The 16,901-nt window shown below is 55.9% G+C and carries 20 protein-coding genes; 14 read left to right on the top strand and 6 right to left on the bottom strand.

Annotated elements, in window-relative coordinates:
- Positions 1 to 31: 31 nt before the first annotated feature.
- A complete protein-coding gene (gene yncL / locus RTM13_RS05785; RefSeq protein ID WP_103821162.1) occupies positions 32 to 124 on the top strand; it encodes a stress response membrane protein YncL in 93 nt (30 codons plus the stop codon).
- A 116-nt stretch (positions 125 to 240) separates the two neighbouring features.
- Here the strand turns inward: yncL and RTM13_RS05780 are convergent, their stop codons facing one another.
- The 3 genes from RTM13_RS05780 to RTM13_RS05770 form a co-directional block, all read right to left on the bottom strand.
- Complete coding sequence (locus tag RTM13_RS05780; protein ID WP_312210869.1) at positions 241 to 525, bottom strand: type II toxin-antitoxin system RelE/ParE family toxin; 285 nt, start codon at positions 523 to 525, stop codon at positions 241 to 243.
- Entirely contained in the window at positions 494 to 730 is a 237-nt protein-coding gene (locus RTM13_RS05775) for a TA system antitoxin ParD family protein (protein ID WP_312210868.1), read from the bottom strand. The genes RTM13_RS05780 and RTM13_RS05775 overlap by 32 nt, the downstream gene beginning before the upstream one ends.
- 132 nt (positions 731 to 862) lie before the next feature.
- Positions 863 to 1,417 (bottom strand): histidine phosphatase family protein, encoded by a 555-nt coding sequence (locus tag RTM13_RS05770; protein WP_312210867.1) that lies wholly within the window; start codon positions 1,415 to 1,417, stop codon positions 863 to 865.
- 140 nt (positions 1,418 to 1,557) lie between these two features.
- Here RTM13_RS05770 and RTM13_RS05765 point away from each other — a divergent pair, with 140 nt between their 5' ends.
- Positions 1,558 to 2,022 carry a DUF2243 domain-containing protein gene (locus RTM13_RS05765; protein ID WP_312210866.1) on the top strand — a complete coding sequence of 155 codons (465 nt, stop codon included), beginning with the start codon at positions 1,558 to 1,560 and terminating at the stop codon, positions 2,020 to 2,022.
- Positions 2,023 to 2,037: 15 nt separating this feature from the next.
- Positions 2,038 to 2,826, top strand: coding sequence for a cytochrome c oxidase assembly protein (locus RTM13_RS05760; protein ID WP_312210864.1), 789 nt, complete (start codon positions 2,038 to 2,040; stop codon positions 2,824 to 2,826).
- A 56-nt stretch (positions 2,827 to 2,882) separates the two neighbouring features.
- Here the strand turns inward: RTM13_RS05760 and icd are convergent, their stop codons facing one another.
- Complete coding sequence (gene icd / locus RTM13_RS05755) at positions 2,883 to 4,133, bottom strand: NADP-dependent isocitrate dehydrogenase (RefSeq protein WP_103821166.1); 1,251 nt, start codon at positions 4,131 to 4,133, stop codon at positions 2,883 to 2,885.
- A 120-nt stretch (positions 4,134 to 4,253) separates the two neighbouring features.
- Here icd and rluE point away from each other — a divergent pair, with 120 nt between their 5' ends.
- From rluE to RTM13_RS05715, 8 genes are all read left to right on the top strand, one after another.
- On the top strand, positions 4,254 to 4,907 hold the full coding sequence (rluE, locus tag RTM13_RS05750) for a 23S rRNA pseudouridine(2457) synthase RluE (RefSeq protein WP_312210862.1): 654 nt from the start codon (positions 4,254 to 4,256) through the stop codon (positions 4,905 to 4,907).
- A gap of 10 nt (positions 4,908 to 4,917) precedes the next feature.
- A complete protein-coding gene (locus RTM13_RS05745; protein WP_312210861.1) occupies positions 4,918 to 5,376 on the top strand; it encodes an NUDIX hydrolase in 459 nt (152 codons plus the stop codon).
- A 55-nt stretch (positions 5,377 to 5,431) separates the two neighbouring features.
- The gene (mnmA, locus tag RTM13_RS05740; RefSeq protein WP_312210860.1) at positions 5,432 to 6,538 is read left to right on the top strand and encodes a tRNA 2-thiouridine(34) synthase MnmA; all 1,107 of its coding nucleotides are present in this window, start codon (positions 5,432 to 5,434) and stop codon (positions 6,536 to 6,538) included.
- Between the two features lie 53 nt (positions 6,539 to 6,591).
- Complete coding sequence (gene hflD / locus RTM13_RS05735; RefSeq protein ID WP_312210859.1) at positions 6,592 to 7,221, top strand: high frequency lysogenization protein HflD; 630 nt, start codon at positions 6,592 to 6,594, stop codon at positions 7,219 to 7,221.
- A gap of 19 nt (positions 7,222 to 7,240) precedes the next feature.
- Positions 7,241 to 8,611, top strand: coding sequence for an adenylosuccinate lyase (gene purB / locus RTM13_RS05730; RefSeq protein ID WP_312210857.1), 1,371 nt, complete (start codon positions 7,241 to 7,243; stop codon positions 8,609 to 8,611).
- Positions 8,612 to 8,747: 136 nt separating this feature from the next.
- Complete coding sequence (gene phoP / locus RTM13_RS05725) at positions 8,748 to 9,422, top strand: two-component system response regulator PhoP (protein ID WP_312210855.1); 675 nt, start codon at positions 8,748 to 8,750, stop codon at positions 9,420 to 9,422.
- Positions 9,419 to 10,882: a two-component system sensor histidine kinase PhoQ gene (phoQ, locus tag RTM13_RS05720; RefSeq protein WP_312210853.1), complete on the top strand. Its 1,464-nt coding sequence runs from the start codon at positions 9,419 to 9,421 to the stop codon at positions 10,880 to 10,882. Before phoP ends, phoQ begins: the two co-directional genes overlap by 4 nt.
- Positions 10,883 to 10,950: 68 nt before the next feature.
- On the top strand, positions 10,951 to 12,072 hold the full coding sequence (locus tag RTM13_RS05715) for a cupin domain-containing protein (RefSeq protein WP_312210851.1): 1,122 nt from the start codon (positions 10,951 to 10,953) through the stop codon (positions 12,070 to 12,072).
- 63 nt (positions 12,073 to 12,135) lie between these two features.
- Here the strand turns inward: RTM13_RS05715 and RTM13_RS05710 are convergent, their stop codons facing one another.
- The gene (locus tag RTM13_RS05710; RefSeq protein WP_312210849.1) at positions 12,136 to 12,627 is read right to left on the bottom strand and encodes an REP-associated tyrosine transposase; all 492 of its coding nucleotides are present in this window, start codon (positions 12,625 to 12,627) and stop codon (positions 12,136 to 12,138) included.
- Between the two features lie 6 nt (positions 12,628 to 12,633).
- Positions 12,634 to 13,860, bottom strand: coding sequence for a peptidase T (gene pepT, locus RTM13_RS05705; RefSeq protein ID WP_312210848.1), 1,227 nt, complete (start codon positions 13,858 to 13,860; stop codon positions 12,634 to 12,636).
- 260 nt (positions 13,861 to 14,120) lie between these two features.
- Here pepT and potA point away from each other — a divergent pair, with 260 nt between their 5' ends.
- The 3 genes from potA to potC are packed head-to-tail and all read left to right on the top strand — an operon-like array spanning position 14,121 to position 16,901.
- Positions 14,121 to 15,257: a spermidine/putrescine ABC transporter ATP-binding protein PotA gene (gene potA / locus RTM13_RS05700; RefSeq protein WP_312210846.1), complete on the top strand. Its 1,137-nt coding sequence runs from the start codon at positions 14,121 to 14,123 to the stop codon at positions 15,255 to 15,257.
- The gene (gene potB / locus RTM13_RS05695; protein WP_312210844.1) at positions 15,241 to 16,098 is read left to right on the top strand and encodes a spermidine/putrescine ABC transporter permease PotB; all 858 of its coding nucleotides are present in this window, start codon (positions 15,241 to 15,243) and stop codon (positions 16,096 to 16,098) included. The genes potA and potB overlap by 17 nt, the downstream gene beginning before the upstream one ends.
- Positions 16,095 to 16,901: a spermidine/putrescine ABC transporter permease PotC gene (potC, locus tag RTM13_RS05690; RefSeq protein WP_312210843.1), complete on the top strand. Its 807-nt coding sequence runs from the start codon at positions 16,095 to 16,097 to the stop codon at positions 16,899 to 16,901. Before potB ends, potC begins: the two co-directional genes overlap by 4 nt.

Below are 16,901 nucleotides of genomic sequence, written 5' to 3'. Positions count from 1 at the left end.
CTCCCCGTCACTTAACCGAAAGGACGCAACAATGAATGTATCAAGCAGAACGGTAGTCTTGCTGAATGTGTTAGCCGCAGCGGGTCTCTTTCTGACACTCTCTTCTAAGTACAACTGGTTTTGACGCTGTTTCAGACCGGGTTGTCATAGGTAATAAAAACGGGAACCGACTGGCTCCCGTTTTTGTTTTCTTGATTAACCGATAAGCTTCAAGTCGCCCTTTCGATTATTTTTCTGATCTTAATAGAAATTTTCGTGCGGGCCGATGCTGAGCAGGTATAGCTCCAGCTTACCCTTGACCCAACTATATCCCAGAAGCACCTGCTGTTTATTCAGCTGAAATTTATGAACCCAGAGAAAACTGAGGTCGCCTCTCTTCTGCTCGCCTATAGCTGGGTTATCAATGATTTTATCGATTTTATCCTCCACCACCTTCAGTAAGGTGGCAGGAAGTTTATCCAGTGCTTTTTCGAAACGGCGACTCTGATAAACATCAATCTTTTGAACGCCCTGTCCTTCTGGCATATCGCGTTACCTTCTGGTTTTTAACTTCGCTTTGCGCCAGCAGGGTTTCACTGATAAAGCTATAGGGAAGGTCGGGGTTATCCTCCGCAATCCGCCCTATTTTTGCCCAGTGCTCAATTTGCCTGGGAACGCTGCGGTTTGCAGCTTCAGCATGAATCTTTACGTCGCTAACGAAGTCGTCGTCTAAACGAATGCTTATGGCCATATCACCTGTCTCCCGGATTTAATCACCTTGCGTGGAAAATTTGTATGCAAAGCGTGCGCAAATCAATATGCGACATTTTGTCGCATTATGCAATCTTTACGCTACGGTGATGAGAAAGAAGATTCATCTGGCTCACGTTTTATAGCAGTATCTTACCGTTCCCCAGTAACCCGGTTTCCCATCCGTCACTTTTTCCCAGCCAGCACGCTCCAGCTCTTTGGATATCAGTTTGTTCATGATGCCGTGCCCCATGCTGAGAACGCGATCGTGTTCATCGGCCAGCGCCGTTAGGCGATCGGCGACTCTTTTAGCTCTCTGTTTCGCATCAGAGCAGGACTCACTGCTCGACGAAGCGCCTGCCAGCCATAGCAGCCTGAAGAGTATTAGCCACAGTGATGGCGACAGTTTAATCGTCGGTACGTTGAAGATGGGCAGTGGAGCTTCGCTCAGCTCATTTAAAATAAGATCCGGCTTCACGCCCAGGGTCTCAAGGGAGGAAGTTGCCCGAGGAAGCGGACTGCTGACGATGAGATTACTGTTTTGACACGCCGCGTTGGCCGCAGACCCTGGCGAGCCAGAAATACGGGACGCATCGTATGCCAATACCCACTCTCCCATGCCTGCCGCACTCACGCTGCCAGACTTCTTCAAATCGGGTTTGCCATGCCTTACTAACGTAATCTCCATTGCGGATAATTTCCCTCTGATTATCAAACAGCCTTAACAAATCAGCAGATTAGCACCTTTGCCAGCAACATGTCTCCGGAACCCGGTTGTTTTCAACTACGCTTCTTAATTAAGATTTTAATCTTGCTCAGGAGAGCGCAATGCCGCCATTAACGTCTGCTCGTCATTCCGACTTAAAACGATCGCTAACAGCCACCGTTCCACTTGGCATCGGTATGATGGCGGCGATTGATGAGGTGGTGTTCCATCAGATTCTCGCCTGGCATCACTTTTTTGACTGGGGTACGCCGGCTTTTAGCCTGCTCTCGGATGGGCTGCTGCACTCCGCTGAGCTGATCTTATTTGTGCTCGGCTTTTTTATGTTTGCCAGGCTTCATCGCCGCGGCACGCTAAACCGGACAGCCGCATGGGCAGGATTCGTTTTTGGCATGGGTGGTTTTCAGCTGTTTGACGGGATTGTCGATCACAAGCTGCTCAGGCTGCATCAGATCCGCTACGTTGACAACGTTCTGCTCTACGACCTTATCTGGAACGGGGTTGCTCTGCTGCTGTTACTGGCAGGTTATTTGATATGGCGTCGCGCACAACGTATGGCAAGGGGTTGAGTCGTGGAGCCGATGATGCACCATCCAGAAAGCGCACCTTCTTTCGCGCTGTTCATTCTACTGGTGATTGTTCCTCTGGTGCTGCTCTGCTTTTATCTCTTCGCCGCCCTGCGCATACGCCGTACCGCTCGCTGGAGCACCTGGCGCATCGCCAGCTTTACCGCTGGAACCCTGTTGATCGTGGCCGCCATGCTGCCGCCTCTGGCAAGCTGGGCCCATCACGATCTGCGCGGCCATATGTTGCAGCACCTGTTTTTAGGGATGTTTGGACCTCTCGGGCTGGTATTTGGCGCACCGGGTTCGCTTTTGCTACGCAGCGTGCCCGCGCGTACGGCTCGCGGCATTATGAACTTGCTCCGCATTCGCCCGATACGTTTTTTGATCCACCCGGTTACCGCTGCGTTTCTGGATATAGGCGGGATGTACCTGCTCTACCTCACTCCCTTTTACGCGTTGAGCATGGGCGATCCCGTGCTGTTTATTTTTCTCCACGTGCATTTTGTCCTCTCCGGCTACCTGTTTACCTGGTCGGTCGCCGGGCCGGATCCTGCCCCCCATCGTCCGTCGAGAAACGTCCGGCTGATAGTGATTTTCTTAGCTACCGCCGCGCACGCGATTCTTGGCAAGCTAATGTACGGGTATGGGTACCCGCAGGGCACCTCGGCCAGCCTTGAGGAGATACAGGCGGCCGCGCAGTGGATGTATTATGGCGGCGATCTTGCCGAGTTTCTCATTATCATCGGCTTCTTTGCGGCGTGGTTCAGGCAGCGCAGCACGTTGCTTGGTGTGCTGAAGGGGTATTAGCGGCAATAAAAAACGGGAGCACACTGGCTCCCGTTATCATCTAACCGCGGAGCTGATTACATATTCGCGACGATCGCGTCACCAAACTCTGAGCATTTCAGCAGTTTAGCGCCGTCCATCAGACGTTCAAAGTCATAGGTCACGGTTTTGTTGTTAATCGCGCCTTCCATGCCTTTAACGATCAGGTCTGCGGCTTCGAACCACTCCATGTGGCGGAGCATCATCTCAGCGGAGAGGATGATCGAGCCTGGGTTGACCTTGTCCTGGCCTGCGTATTTCGGTGCAGTACCATGGGTTGCTTCAAACAGTGCGCACTCGTCGCCAATGTTCGCACCCGGTGCGATGCCGATCCCGCCAACCTGAGCTGCCAGGGCGTCGGAGATGTAGTCACCGTTCAGGTTCATACAGGCAATCACGTCATATTCGGCCGGACGCAGCAGGATCTGCTGCAGGAACGCATCGGCGATCACATCTTTAATGATGATCTCTTTGCCGGTGTTCGGGTTTTTAATCTTCTGCCACGGGCCGCCGTCGATCAGTTCACCACCGAACTCTTCCTGAGCCAGCTGGTAGCCCCAGTCTTTGAATGCGCCTTCGGTGAACTTCATGATGTTGCCTTTGTGCACCAGGGTCACGGAGTCACGGTCGTTGGTGATCGCATACTCAATGGCAGCGCGCACCAGACGTTTGGTACCCTCTTCCGAGCACGGCTTGATGCCGATACCGCAATGTTCAGGGAAGCGAATTTTCTTCACGCCCATCTCTTCGCGCAGGAATTTGATCACTTTCTCAGCGTCAGCGCTGTCGGCTTTCCACTCAATACCGGCGTAGATGTCTTCTGAGTTTTCACGGAAGATCACCATGTCGGTCAGCTCCGGGTGTTTAACCGGGCTTGGCGTCCCCTGGTAGTAACGTACCGGACGCAGGCAGACGTAAAGGTCAAGCTCCTGGCGCAGGGCAACGTTCAGGGAACGAATACCGCCGCCGACTGGAGTAGTCAACGGACCTTTGATTGCTACACGATACTCACGGATCAGATCCAGGGTCTCAGTCGGCAGCCAGACATCCTGGCCATACACCTGGGTCGATTTCTCACCGGTATAAATTTCCATCCAGGAAATTTTACGCTCACCGTTGTAGGCCTTTTGCACGGCGGCATCGACCACCTTGATCATCGGCGGCGTGACGTCCACACCGATACCATCACCTTCGATAAACGGGATGATCGGATTGTTAGGCACGTTCAGCTTGCCGTCTTGCAGGGTGATCTTACTACCTTCCGCCGGAACAACTACTTTGCTTTCCATTCACCTCTCCTTCGAGTTCGAGCGTGTTTTCGTTCTGCTGTTTTGTTAATAAATTGTAATGGGCCTGTCAATACTAACTGATTGTCGGCTGGCATGAAAGGCGCAAGTTATTCCGCTATAATGCGGCAATTGATAACATCTGAAAATACCATGCGCAAAACTTCTTTTACAGATCACCGGGTTAAGCGATTCAGCTCACAACAACCCACCAAACGTAACGGCAAAAACCACCCAAAACGTGTGATTTTGTTTAATAAACCCTACGATGTGTTGCCGCAGTTTACCGACGAGGCTGGCCGCAACACGTTGAAAGATTTTATTCCCGTTGCCGACGTCTACGCCGCAGGCCGTCTCGATCGTGACAGCGAAGGGTTGCTGGTTCTGACCAACGACGGCGCATTGCAGGCGCGGCTGACGCAGCCGGGTAAGCGCACCGGGAAGATCTACTACGTTCAGGTTGAGGGCGAACCCGACGAGAAGGCGCTGACGGCGCTGCGTAACGGGGTGACGCTCAACGATGGCCCTACCTTGCCCGCGGGTGTCGAGTTGGTCAGCGAGCCAGCGTGGCTCTGGCCTCGCAATCCGCCGATCCGCGAACGTAAATCTATTCCTACCGCCTGGCTGAAAATCACTCTCTATGAAGGGCGTAACCGCCAGGTCAGACGCATGACTGCGCACGTTGGTTTTCCCACGCTGCGCCTAATCCGTTACGCTATGGGGAATTACACGCTGGAAAATCTCGCTAACGGTGAGTGGCGAGATATTGCTGAATAAGGAAGAGAGTATGTTTAAACCGCACGTAACCGTTGCTTGCGTAGTGCATGCCCAGGGCAAGTTTCTCGTGGTTGAAGAGACCATTAACGATAAGGCGCTCTGGAACCAGCCTGCCGGACACCTGGAAGCAAATGAAACGCTGGTACAGGCCGCGGCACGCGAGCTTTGGGAAGAGACCGGCATCGATGCCGTACCCCAGCACTTTATCCGCATGCACCAGTGGATTGCCCCGGATAATACCCCCTTCCTGCGCTTTCTGTTTGCCATCGAGCTTAACGAAACGTGCGCTACCTGGCCTAACGATGGCGATATCGATCGCTGCCTGTGGGTCAGCGCCGATGAGATTTTAAGCGCTTCCAACCTGCGCTCGCCGCTGGTGGCGGAGAGTATCCGCTGTTACCAAAGCGGGCAGCGCTATCCGCTGGCGCTGATCGGCGAATTTAACTGGCCTTTTACAAGTGATGCCTGAGGCGCGCTGGCATGATAGAATACGCCGCCTTGAAGTTTAATGTCGCGAGTATTCTATGTCTGAAAGCCCAAAAAAAGTGATCGTCGGGATGTCCGGCGGTGTCGACTCTTCCGTCTCTGCCTACCTGCTGCAACAGCAGGGCTATAAGGTGGAAGGCCTGTTCATGAAGAACTGGGAAGAGGATGACGGCGAGGAATACTGCACCGCCGCCGCCGATCTTGCGGATGCGCAAGCGGTGTGCGACAAGCTCGGCATTGAGCTGCACACCGTTAACTTTGCCGCAGAGTACTGGGATAACGTCTTTGAGCACTTCCTCGAAGAGTACAAGGCCGGACGCACGCCAAACCCGGATATCCTCTGCAACAAAGAGATCAAATTTAAAGCCTTCCTCGAGTTCGCTGCTGAAGATCTCGGCGCGGACTACATCGCCACCGGCCACTACGTGCGCCGGGCAGACGTTGACGGCAAAAGCCGTCTGCTGCGCGGGCTGGACGGCAACAAAGACCAGAGTTACTTCCTCTATACCCTCGGCCACGAACAGATCGCCCAGAGCCTCTTCCCGGTCGGCGAGCTGGAGAAGCCCGAGGTGCGGAAAATTGCTGAAGAGCTGGGTCTGATCACCGCTAAGAAGAAAGATTCTACCGGGATCTGCTTTATCGGCGAGCGTAAATTCCGCGAGTTCCTGGGTCGCTACCTGCCTGCCCAGCCGGGTAAAATCATCACCGTTGACGGCGACGAGATTGGCGAGCACCAGGGGCTGATGTATCACACCCTCGGCCAGCGTAAAGGCCTCGGTATTGGCGGCACCAAAGAGGGTAGCGAAGACCCATGGTACGTGGTCGATAAAGACGTTGAGAATAACGTACTGATCGTCGCCCAGGGTCACGATCATCCGCGCCTGATGTCGGTGGGCCTGATTGCCCAGCAGCTGCACTGGGTCGATCGCGAAACCTTTACCGGCACGCTGCACTGCACGGTGAAAACGCGCTATCGCCAGACTGATATTCCCTGCACGGTCACCGCGCTGAATGACGAACGTATCGAGGTCCGTTTTGACGAGCCGGTGGCTGCCGTCACGCCGGGCCAGTCCGCTGTTTTCTACAGCGGTGAAGTTTGCCTGGGCGGCGGCATTATTGAGCAGCGCCTGCCGCTGCCGGTTTAACGTAGAGCATTCTCCCCGTGGCACGTAAGGCGGCGGGGATACAAGGAGTGAGTGTGGCGAAGAACTATTATGATATCACCATCGCGCTGGCAGGGATCTGTCAGTCGGCCCGTCTGGTACAGCAGCTGGCACACCAGGGTACCTGCGATTCCGACGCGCTGCATGTCTCGCTGAACAGCGTGATTGACCAGAATCCGGACTCCACGCTGGCGGTATTTGGCGGCAGCGAAGCTAATCTGCGCATGGGCCTTGAGACCCTGCTCGGCGTGCTCAACGCCAGCAGCCGTCAGGGGCTGAATGCCGAGCTGACGCGCTACACACTGAGCCTGATGGTGCTGGAGCGTAAGCTCGCCGCAGGTAAAGGCGCGATGGATGAGCTGGGCAATCGCATTGCCGGGTTACAGCGCCAGCTTGAACACTTCGACCTGCACTCCGACACGCTGTTAAGCGCGATGGCCGCGATCTATGTTGATGTCATAAGCCCTCTTGGTCCGCGTATTCAAGTCACCGGCACCCCGGCGGTGCTGCAAAGCGCTCAGGTGCAGGCTAAAGTCCGCGCCTCGCTGCTGGCTGGTATCCGCGCCGCCGTGCTCTGGCACCAGGTCGGCGGTGGCCGTCTGCAGCTGATGTTTTCCCGTAATCGTCTGTCCACGCAGGCGAAACAAATTCTTGCCCATTGTTAACGTCCCGGAGTTTTGTCTTATGGAATTATCCTCACTGACCGCCGTTTCCCCTGTCGATGGACGCTACGGCGATAAAGTCAGCGCGCTACGCGAGATCTTCAGCGAATACGGCCTGCTGAAGTTTCGTGTTCAGGTAGAAGTACGCTGGCTACAAAAGCTGGCGGCACATGCAGCTATCAAGGAAGTTCCTGCTTTTGCTGCCGACGCAAACGGTTACCTTGATAAGATTGTTGCGGAATTCAGCGAAGAAGACGCCGCGCGTATCAAAACTATTGAGCGCACCACCAACCATGACGTGAAAGCGGTCGAGTATTTTCTGAAAGAGAAAGTAGCCGACGTTCCGGCCCTGCACGCGGTCTCCGAGTTCATCCACTTCGCCTGCACCTCGGAAGATATCAATAACATCTCCCATGCCCTGATGCTGCATACCGCCCGGGAAGAGGTGGTTCTGCCCTACTGGCGCAAGATTATCGATGCGGTGAAAGATCTGGCGGTGCAGTATCGCGATATCCCCCTGCTCTCACGCACTCACGGCCAGCCGGCCACGCCGTCAACCATGGGTAAAGAGATGGCCAACGTGGCCTACCGGATGGAACGTCAGTTCCGCCAGCTCGCCCAGGTGGAGATCCTCGGTAAAATCAACGGCGCGGTAGGTAACTATAACGCCCACATCGCGGCTTACCCGGAAGTAGACTGGCACCAGTTCAGCGAAGAGTTTGTGACCTCTCTTGGCATCCAGTGGAACCCCTACACCACCCAGATCGAGCCGCACGACTATATTGCCGAGCTGTTTGACTGCATGGCGCGCTTTAACACCATTCTGATCGACTTTGACCGTGACGTCTGGGGATACATCGCCCTGAACCACTTTAAACAGAAGACGATCGCCGGTGAGATTGGCTCCTCGACTATGCCGCACAAGGTTAACCCTATCGACTTCGAAAACTCCGAAGGCAACCTGGGCCTCTCTAACGCGGTGCTGCAACACCTGGCGGCTAAGCTGCCGGTCTCCCGTTGGCAGCGCGACCTCACCGACTCCACGGTGCTGCGTAACCTTGGCGTGGGCATCGGCTACGCGCTGATCGCCTACCAGTCGACGCTGAAAGGCGTGAGCAAGCTGGAAGTGAATCGCGATCGTCTGCTTGACGAGCTGGATCACAACTGGGAAGTGCTGGCTGAGCCGATCCAGACGGTAATGCGCCGCTACGGTATCGAAAAGCCGTACGAAAAATTAAAAGAGCTGACTCGCGGCAAACGCGTCGACGCTGAAGGTATGAAGCAGTTTATCGATAGCCTTGCGCTGCCGGAAGAGGAAAAAACCCGCCTCAAAGCCATGACCCCTGCCAACTATATCGGTCGGGCCATTACCATGGTTGATGAGCTGAAATAATTTCCTCTCTTTTAGCCTGCTCTCGCTATGGGAGCAGGCTGCTTCCCGCTGGTTTACTCTCTGTTGATTCCGATCGCCTCATAATCACTAATTCGCGTTAAACTATTCACAATAAGAATACATGGGAGTTCGGACAATGCGCGTACTCGTCGTAGAGGACAACCCTTTGCTGCGCCACCACCTGAAAGTGCAGCTTCAGGAGCTGGGACATCAGGTTGACGCCGCCGAAGATGCAAAGGAAGCAGATTACTATTTAAATGAACACCTTCCCGATATCGCCATTGTCGATCTCGGCCTGCCGGATGAGGATGGACTGTCGCTGATCCGCCGCTGGCGCAGCCATGATGTTACCCTCCCCGTGCTGGTGCTTACCGCCCGCGAAGGGTGGCAGGACAAGGTCGAGGTGCTGAGCGCCGGGGCCGATGATTACGTCACCAAGCCGTTCCATATTGAAGAGGTGGCCGCCCGTATGCAGGCCCTGATGCGCCGCAACGGCGGCCACGCCTCGCAGGTTATCTCCATGCCGCCTTTCCAGGTCGATCTTTCGCGCCGGGAGCTCTCTATCAATGACGAGGTGATCAAGCTGACCGCTTTCGAGTACACCATTATGGAGACGCTGATCCGCAATAGCGGCAAGGTTGTCAGCAAAGATGCTCTGATGCTACAGCTCTATCCGGACGCCGAGCTGCGTGAGAGCCATACCATCGACGTACTGATGGGCCGCCTGCGGAAAAAGATCCAGGCGCAGTATCCTCATGACGTGATTAATACCGTGCGCGGCCAGGGCTATCTGTTCGAACTGCATTCATGAAAAAGCTCCGGCGGCACCTGCTGCCGCTCTCCCTGCGGGTCCGCTTTCTGCTTGCCACCGCCGCCGTGGTGCTGGTGCTCTCCCTCTCCTACGGCCTGGTGGCGCTGGTGGGCTACAGCGTCAGCTTTGACAAGACTACCTTTCGCCTGCTGCGCGGTGAGAGCAATCTCTTCTATACCCTTTCGAGGTGGGATAACCAGCGCTTCAGTATTGAGCTGCCTGAGAACCTGAATCTGCACGGCCCTACCGTGGCGCTGATCTATGACCAGCAGGGTCAGCTGCTGTGGTCCCAGCGCAGCGTGCCGTGGCTGGTGCAGCGCATCCGCCCTGAGTGGCTAAAAGTCGACGGTTTTCATGAGATTGAAGCCGACGCCGACGCCACCAGCGTCTTAATTAGCGGCGATCCGTCCGCACAGAAAGCGCTCAGCGACCTACGTGCCAACGACCACGATAGTGAAACCACCCACTCGGTGGCGGTGAACTATTACCCCGCAACGGCTCACATGCCACCGATGACCATTGTGGTGATCGACACCGTGCCCGACGAGCTCAAGCAGGCGCATCAGGTCTGGAACTGGTTTATCTACGTGGTGATCGCCAACCTGCTACTGGTTATTCCTCTGCTGTGGATGGCGGCGCGCTGGAGCCTGCGGCCTATTGAAGCCCTGGCAAAAGAGGTACGCGAGCTGGAGGATCACTACCGCGAGCGCCTGAACCCGGAGACCTCGCGCGAGCTGGTCAGTCTGGTACGTAACCTCAATCGCCTGGTAAAAAGCGAACGCGAGCGCTACGACAAGTATCGCACCACCCTTACCGATCTCACCCACAGCCTAAAAACGCCGCTGGCGGTGCTGCAAAGCACGCTGCGCTCGCTGCGCAGCAACAGGTTGAGCGTGAGCGACGCCGAGCCGGTGATGCTGGAACAGATCAGCCGTATCTCCCAGCAGATAGGCTACTATCTGCACCGGGCCAGCATGCGCGGCGGCAGTATTATGCTCAGCCGCGAACTGCATCCGGTCGCGGCGTTGCTGGACAGCCTGACCTCAGCTCTGAATAAGGTCTATCAGCGTAAAGGGGTGGTCATCACTCTCGATATCTCCCCGGAGATCAGCTTTGTCGGCGAGAAAAATGATTTGATGGAGGTGATGGGTAACCTGCTGGATAACGCCTGCAAATACTGTCTGGAGTTTGTTGAGGTGTCCGCCCGGCAGTCCGACGATCGGCTGCACATTATCATTGATGATGATGGCCCCGGTATTCCGGTCAGCCTGCGGGAGACCATTTTCGACCGTGGTCAACGGGCCGATACCCTGCGACCCGGCCAGGGCGTGGGCTTAGCTGTCGCCCGGGAGATCGTGGAGCAGTACGACGGGGAGATCGTTGCTGGCGAAAGCCCGCTTGGCGGCGCACGGATGGAGGCTATATTTGCCCGTCAGCAGGAGAGCGCTGGGGATAATTAACGAATTAAACACGCAGGCGTGTTGCCATCCGTTATAATCCGAGTCAGACACGAGACCGGGAAACTAATATGGAATATCAACTAACACTCGACTGGCCCGATTTTATTCAGCGTTACTGGCAAAAACGCCCGGTGGTGCTGAAGCGAGGCATAGCCAACTTTATCGATCCCCTCTCGCCGGATGAGCTGGCTGGACTGGCGATGGAGAGCGAAGTCGACAGCCGCCTGGTCAGTCATCAGGATGGTAAATGGAACGTCAGCCACGGCCCCTTTGAGAGCTACGATCACCTGGGTGAAACCAACTGGTCGCTGCTGGTGCAGGCGGTGGATCATTGGCACGAGCAGAGCGCCGCGCTGATGCGCCCCTTCCGGGCGCTGCCGGACTGGCGTATTGACGATCTGATGATCTCTTTCTCCGTCCCGGGAGGCGGCGTGGGTCCACATCTCGATCAGTACGACGTGTTTATTATTCAGGGTACCGGCCGCCGCCGCTGGCGCGTGGGCGATAAGGTGCCGATGAAGCAGCACTGTCCGCACCCGGATCTGCTACAGGTTGATCCTTTTGAGGCGATCATTGATGAAGAGCTGGAGCCGGGCGATATCCTCTATATTCCCCCTGCCTACCCGCACGAGGGCTACTCCCTTGAAAACTCAATGAACTACTCGGTGGGCTTCCGCGCACCCAGCGGTCGGGAGATGATCAGCGGTTTCGCGGACTATGTATTGCAGCGCGAGTTGGGTAGCCACCGCTATAGCGATCCGGACGTGCCGTCGCGGGAGCACCCGGCGGATATCCTGCCTCAGGAGCTGGATAAGCTGCGCGGCATGATGCTTGAGCTGATTAACCAGCCAGCGCAGTTCCAGCAGTGGTTTGGTGAGTTTATCTCCCAGTCGCGCCACGAGCTGGACGTCTCTCCGCCGGAGCCGCCGTATCAGCCAGATGAGATCTACGACGCGCTGAAGCAGGGTGACAAGCTGGTACGCCTTGGCGGCCTGCGCGTGCTGCGCGTCGGCGAAGAGGTATTTGTCAACGGTGAGAAGGTCGACTCCCCGCACCGCCCGGCCCTTGCCGCGCTGGCGAATCATATCATCGTGACCGCCGACACGCTCGGCGACGCGCTGGACGACCCGTCGTTCCTCGCCATGCTCGCCGCGTTGGTCAACAGCGGCTACTGGTTCTTCGAGGATTAATTCTCGGTAACGTAACGCCCGGCGGCGCAGGCTTGCCGGGCCAACAAAGCCCGAGATATGCGATTAACGCCGTTCTCCGGTGGTAAACTCGGTATAATCTCCGGCCCAATCCAGCGGATATAATCCGTTTTTGACATCACGATGAAAGGTCGAATAAGGCCAGTCCTGCACCCGCTTAACCCAGCCATGCTTAACCGGGTTGATATAGATGTAATCCATATGCCGCCGGTAATCCTCTTCATTGCGCAGGGTATGCTCCCAGAATCGGGGCTGCCAGATACCATTCGTTTGCAGCATCCGGGTGAAGTGCTTTTTGATGTCGCGCCAGCGGCCGGAGTAATCACTCTCTTCAGCCGGTAGCGTCCAGATACAGTGCATATGCTCAGGCAGAACAACCCAGCCGTTAATTAAAAATGGCTTACGGCGCTTTACCTGCGCCGTTGCCATACGCAATGCGTCAATGCGCCTGACCAGCAAATCACTATAGCGGTTGCGCAGGTTGACGGTGAAAAACCAGCTCCCGCCGGGAACGTAATGACGACGATAGTGTGACAAGCGCCATCAACCCCGTTTTGCGGTCAGCTCCGCAATCCGTACGATCACGCGCACCGCTTTCTCCATCCCTTCCAGGGTCACAAACTCATGCTTGCCGTGGTAGTTGTAGCCGCCGGTAAAAATATTCGGGCACGGCAGCCCCATAAAGGAGAGTTGGGCGCCGTCCGTACCGCCGCGAATCGGCTTGAGGTGAGGTTCAATATCGCAGTCGCGCATCGCCTGCTGGGCGATGTCGATAATATGCGGATGCTCAGCCACCTTCTCGTGCATGTTGTAGTAGCTGTCCTCGATCGTCAGTTCGATATAGCAGTCCGGATGCAATCCCTTACCAACCTTTTTGGCAATCTCCATGATCTTGCGTTTGCGCGCCTCGAAGTTTTTGCGGTCGAAATCACGGATGATGTAGTGCATCTCTGCGCGATCGACCGCCCCTTTCATGCTGGCAAGGTGATAGAAACCTTCGTAGCCCTCGGTAGTCTCCGGGCTCTCATCGGCAGGGACCAGTGCGTGAATACGCGTGGCAAGCGTCAGGGCGTTAACCATCACCCCTTTCGCCGTGCCAGGGTGCACGTTGTTGCCGACGATTTTAATGGTCACCGAGGCGGCGTTGAAGTTCTCAAACTCCAGCTCGCCCACGCCGCCGCCGTCCACGGTATAGGCCCACTGTGCACCAAACGCCGCTACGTCGAAGTGCTTCGCCCCTTTTCCTACCTCTTCATCCGGGGTAAACGCCACGCGGATCTCACCGTGGGGCACGTTCTGCTTAATCAGCACCGCAAGCGCGGTCATGATCTCCGCCACGCCAGCTTTGTCGTCCGCACCGAGCAGGGTCTTACCGTCGGTCGTGATCAGCGTCTGACCCAGCAGCTGATGCAGTACCGGGAACATCACCGGGGAGAGGATCTCATCGCCTACGCCCAGGGCGATATCGCCTCCGCGGTAGTTCTCGACGATCTGTGGATTGACGTTTTTGCCGGTAAAGTCCGGGGAGGTATCGACGTGGGAGATGAACCCAATGGTGGGAATGTCCCCCTCTACGTTGGCGGGGAGCGTCGCCATCACCGTGCCTTTGTCGCTTAGCGTCACGTTGATGAGACCCATCTCGTTAAGCCGATCGCGAAGCAGCTCCAATAGCTTCCACTGCCCTTCTGTGCTTGGAACCTGTCTGACACCCGGTTTCGACTGGGTATCCAACGAAACATAGTGCAAAAAACGCTCAAGTAATTTTTCCATGCGGCCACCCTCACTTTTTGTCACGTCATTATCAAGAAGCGCGACAGGATATGTATTGCGTCAGGTCACTTTTAACTTGTAAACCCTGTATTTTATTACACCCTTAATAGTGGCTGAGATATTACCTGGCCGGGTAAGAAATAAGAACAAGGTTTGGCGATTTCAGTGGTTTGCCGTAGAATGCCAGGCCTTATTAATGTGCCAAAACCCAAGGTGGTTACTCACAAACCCCGCATCGGTAAGCCAGCCGCTGCGTCTACATGGGACAGAGTCAAAAATTGAATACACAATCACGTTCGCTTTCACCGCTGGTACAAATGGCGGGGATTCGAAAAAGTTTTGATGGGAAAACCGTTATCTCCGATCTCAATCTCACCATCAATAACGGCGAATTCCTGACGCTGCTTGGCCCCTCTGGCTGCGGTAAGACCACCGTCCTGCGCCTGATTGCAGGTCTGGAGAGCGTCGACACCGGCCGTATCACCCTCGATAGCGATGATATAACGAACGTTCCGGCAGAACATCGCCATGTTAACACCGTCTTTCAAAGCTACGCCCTCTTCCCGCACATGACGGTGTTCGAAAACGTCGCCTTTGGCCTACGCATGCAGAAGACCCCGGCGGATCAGATTGCTCCTCGCGTTACTGATGCCCTGCGTATGGTGCAGCTGGAGGAGTTTGCCCAGCGTAAGCCGCACCAGCTCTCCGGCGGCCAGCAGCAGCGCGTTGCCATCGCCCGGGCGGTGGTTAACAAGCCGCGCATGCTGCTGCTGGATGAGTCTCTCTCGGCCCTCGACTACAAGCTGCGCAAGCAGATGCAGAACGAGCTGAAGGCGCTGCAGCGCAAGCTCGGCATCACCTTTGTCTTCGTCACCCACGATCAGGAGGAGGCGCTGACCATGTCCGATCGTATTGTGGTGATGCAGAATGGCAAAATCGAGCAGGACGGCACCCCGCGTGAGATCTACGAGGAGCCGAAGAATCTGTTCGTCGCCAGCTTTATCGGTGAGATCAACATCTTTAACGCCACGGTGATCGAGCGCCTGGATGCACAGCGCGTGCAGGCCAGCGTTGAAGGTCGCGAATGCAATATCTATGTCAATTTTGCCGTCACGCCAGGCCAGAAGCTGAACGTGCTGCTGCGTCCGGAGGATCTGCGCGTCGATGAGATCAACGATGACAATGAGATCGAAGGGCTGATTGGCTACGTGCGCGAGCGTAACTACAAGGGCATGACCCTGGAGTCGGTGGTGGAGCTGGAGAACGGCAAGATTGTGATGGTCAGCGAGTTCTTCAACGAAGACGATCCCGACTTCGACCACTCGCTGGATCAGAAGATGGCGATCAACTGGGTAGAGAGCTGGGAGGTCGTACTGGCTGATGAAGAGCACAAGTAAATTCCAGAACGTGGTGATCGCCACTATCGTCGGTTGGCTTGTGCTGTTTGTCTTTTTGCCCAACCTGATGATTGTGGTGACCAGCTTTTTGACCCGCGACGACGTCTCCTTCGTTAAGCTGGTCTTTACGCTGGATAACTACACGCGCCTGCTCGATCCGCTCTATTTTGAGGTGCTGCTGCACTCTCTCAATATGGCGCTGATCGCCACCCTCGCCTGTCTGGCGCTGGGCTATCCGTTCGCCTGGTTCCTGGCGAAGCTGCCGCAGAAGGTGCGCCCACTGCTGCTCTTCCTGCTGATCGTGCCGTTCTGGACCAACTCTCTGATCCGCATTTATGGCCTGAAGCTGTTTCTTAGTACCAAGGGCTACCTCAATGCCTTCCTGCTTGAGCTGGGGATCATCGATACGCCGCTGCGCATTATGTTTACCCCCAGCGCGGTAATCATTGGTCTCGTCTATATTCTGCTGCCCTTTATGGTGATGCCGCTCTACTCCAGCATTGAAAAACTGGACAAGCCGCTGCTGGAGGCGGCGCGGGATCTCGGCGCAAGCAAGCTGCAAACCTTTATCCGCATCATCCTGCCGCTGACCATGCCGGGCATTATCGCCGGCTGCCTGCTGGTGATGCTCCCGGCGATGGGGCTGTTCTACGTCTCGGATTTGATGGGCGGCGCGAAAAACCTGTTGATCGGCAACGTAATTAAGAGCCAGTTCCTCAACATTCGCGACTGGCCGTTCGGTGCGGCGACCAGCATCACCCTGACTGTGGTGATGGGTCTGATGCTGCTGGTCTACTGGCGCGCAATGCGCCTGCTGAATAAAAAGGTGGAGCTGGAGTGATGGGTCGACTGCTGCGCGGCGGTTTTATGACCGCCATTTACGCTTACCTCTATATTCCGATCGTTATTCTGATCGTCAACTCCTTTAACCAGGCGCGCTTTGGCATCAACTGGCAGGGCTTTACCACAAGCTGGTATAGCCTGCTGATGAACAACGACAGCCTGCTGCAGGCGGCCCAGCATTCGCTGACCATGGCGGTGCTGTCGGCAACCTTTGCCACGCTGATCGGCTCCCTGACGGCGGTGGCGCTCTACCGCTACCGCTTTCGCGGCAAGCCTTTCGTCAGCGGGATGCTGTTCGTAGTGATGATGTCCCCGGATATCGTCATGGCGATCTCGCTGCTGGTGCTGTTTATGCTGCTCGGCATCCAGCTCGGCTTCTGGTCGCTGCTCTTCTCGCACATCACCTTCTGCCTGCCGTTTGTGGTCGTGACGGTCTATTCCCGGCTGAAGGGCTTTGACGTGCGGATGCTGGAAGCAGCAAAGGATCTGGGGGCCAGCGAAATCACTATCCTGCGTAAGATCATACTGCCGCTGGCGATGCCCGCCGTGGCCGCCGGCTGGGTACTGAGCTTTACCCTGTCGATGGATGACGTGGTTGTCTCGTCGTTCGTGACCGGGCCAGGGTATGAAATTCTACCGTTGAAGATCTACTCAATGGTGAAAGTCGGCGTCTCACCGGAGGTGAACGCGCTGGCGACCATTCTGTTGGTACTCTCGCTGGGTCTGGTGATTGCCAGCCAGCTTATTGGCCGCGATAAAACCAGGGGCCTGAAGACAGGCTCCGCAATCAGGGGACGTTAA

This window comes from Pseudescherichia sp., assembly GCF_031979925.1.
Classification (GTDB): Bacteria; Pseudomonadota; Gammaproteobacteria; order Enterobacterales; family Enterobacteriaceae; genus Pseudescherichia.
Note: the sequence above shows the minus strand (reverse complement) of the source record. Positions and strands in the feature narration are given on the sequence as shown.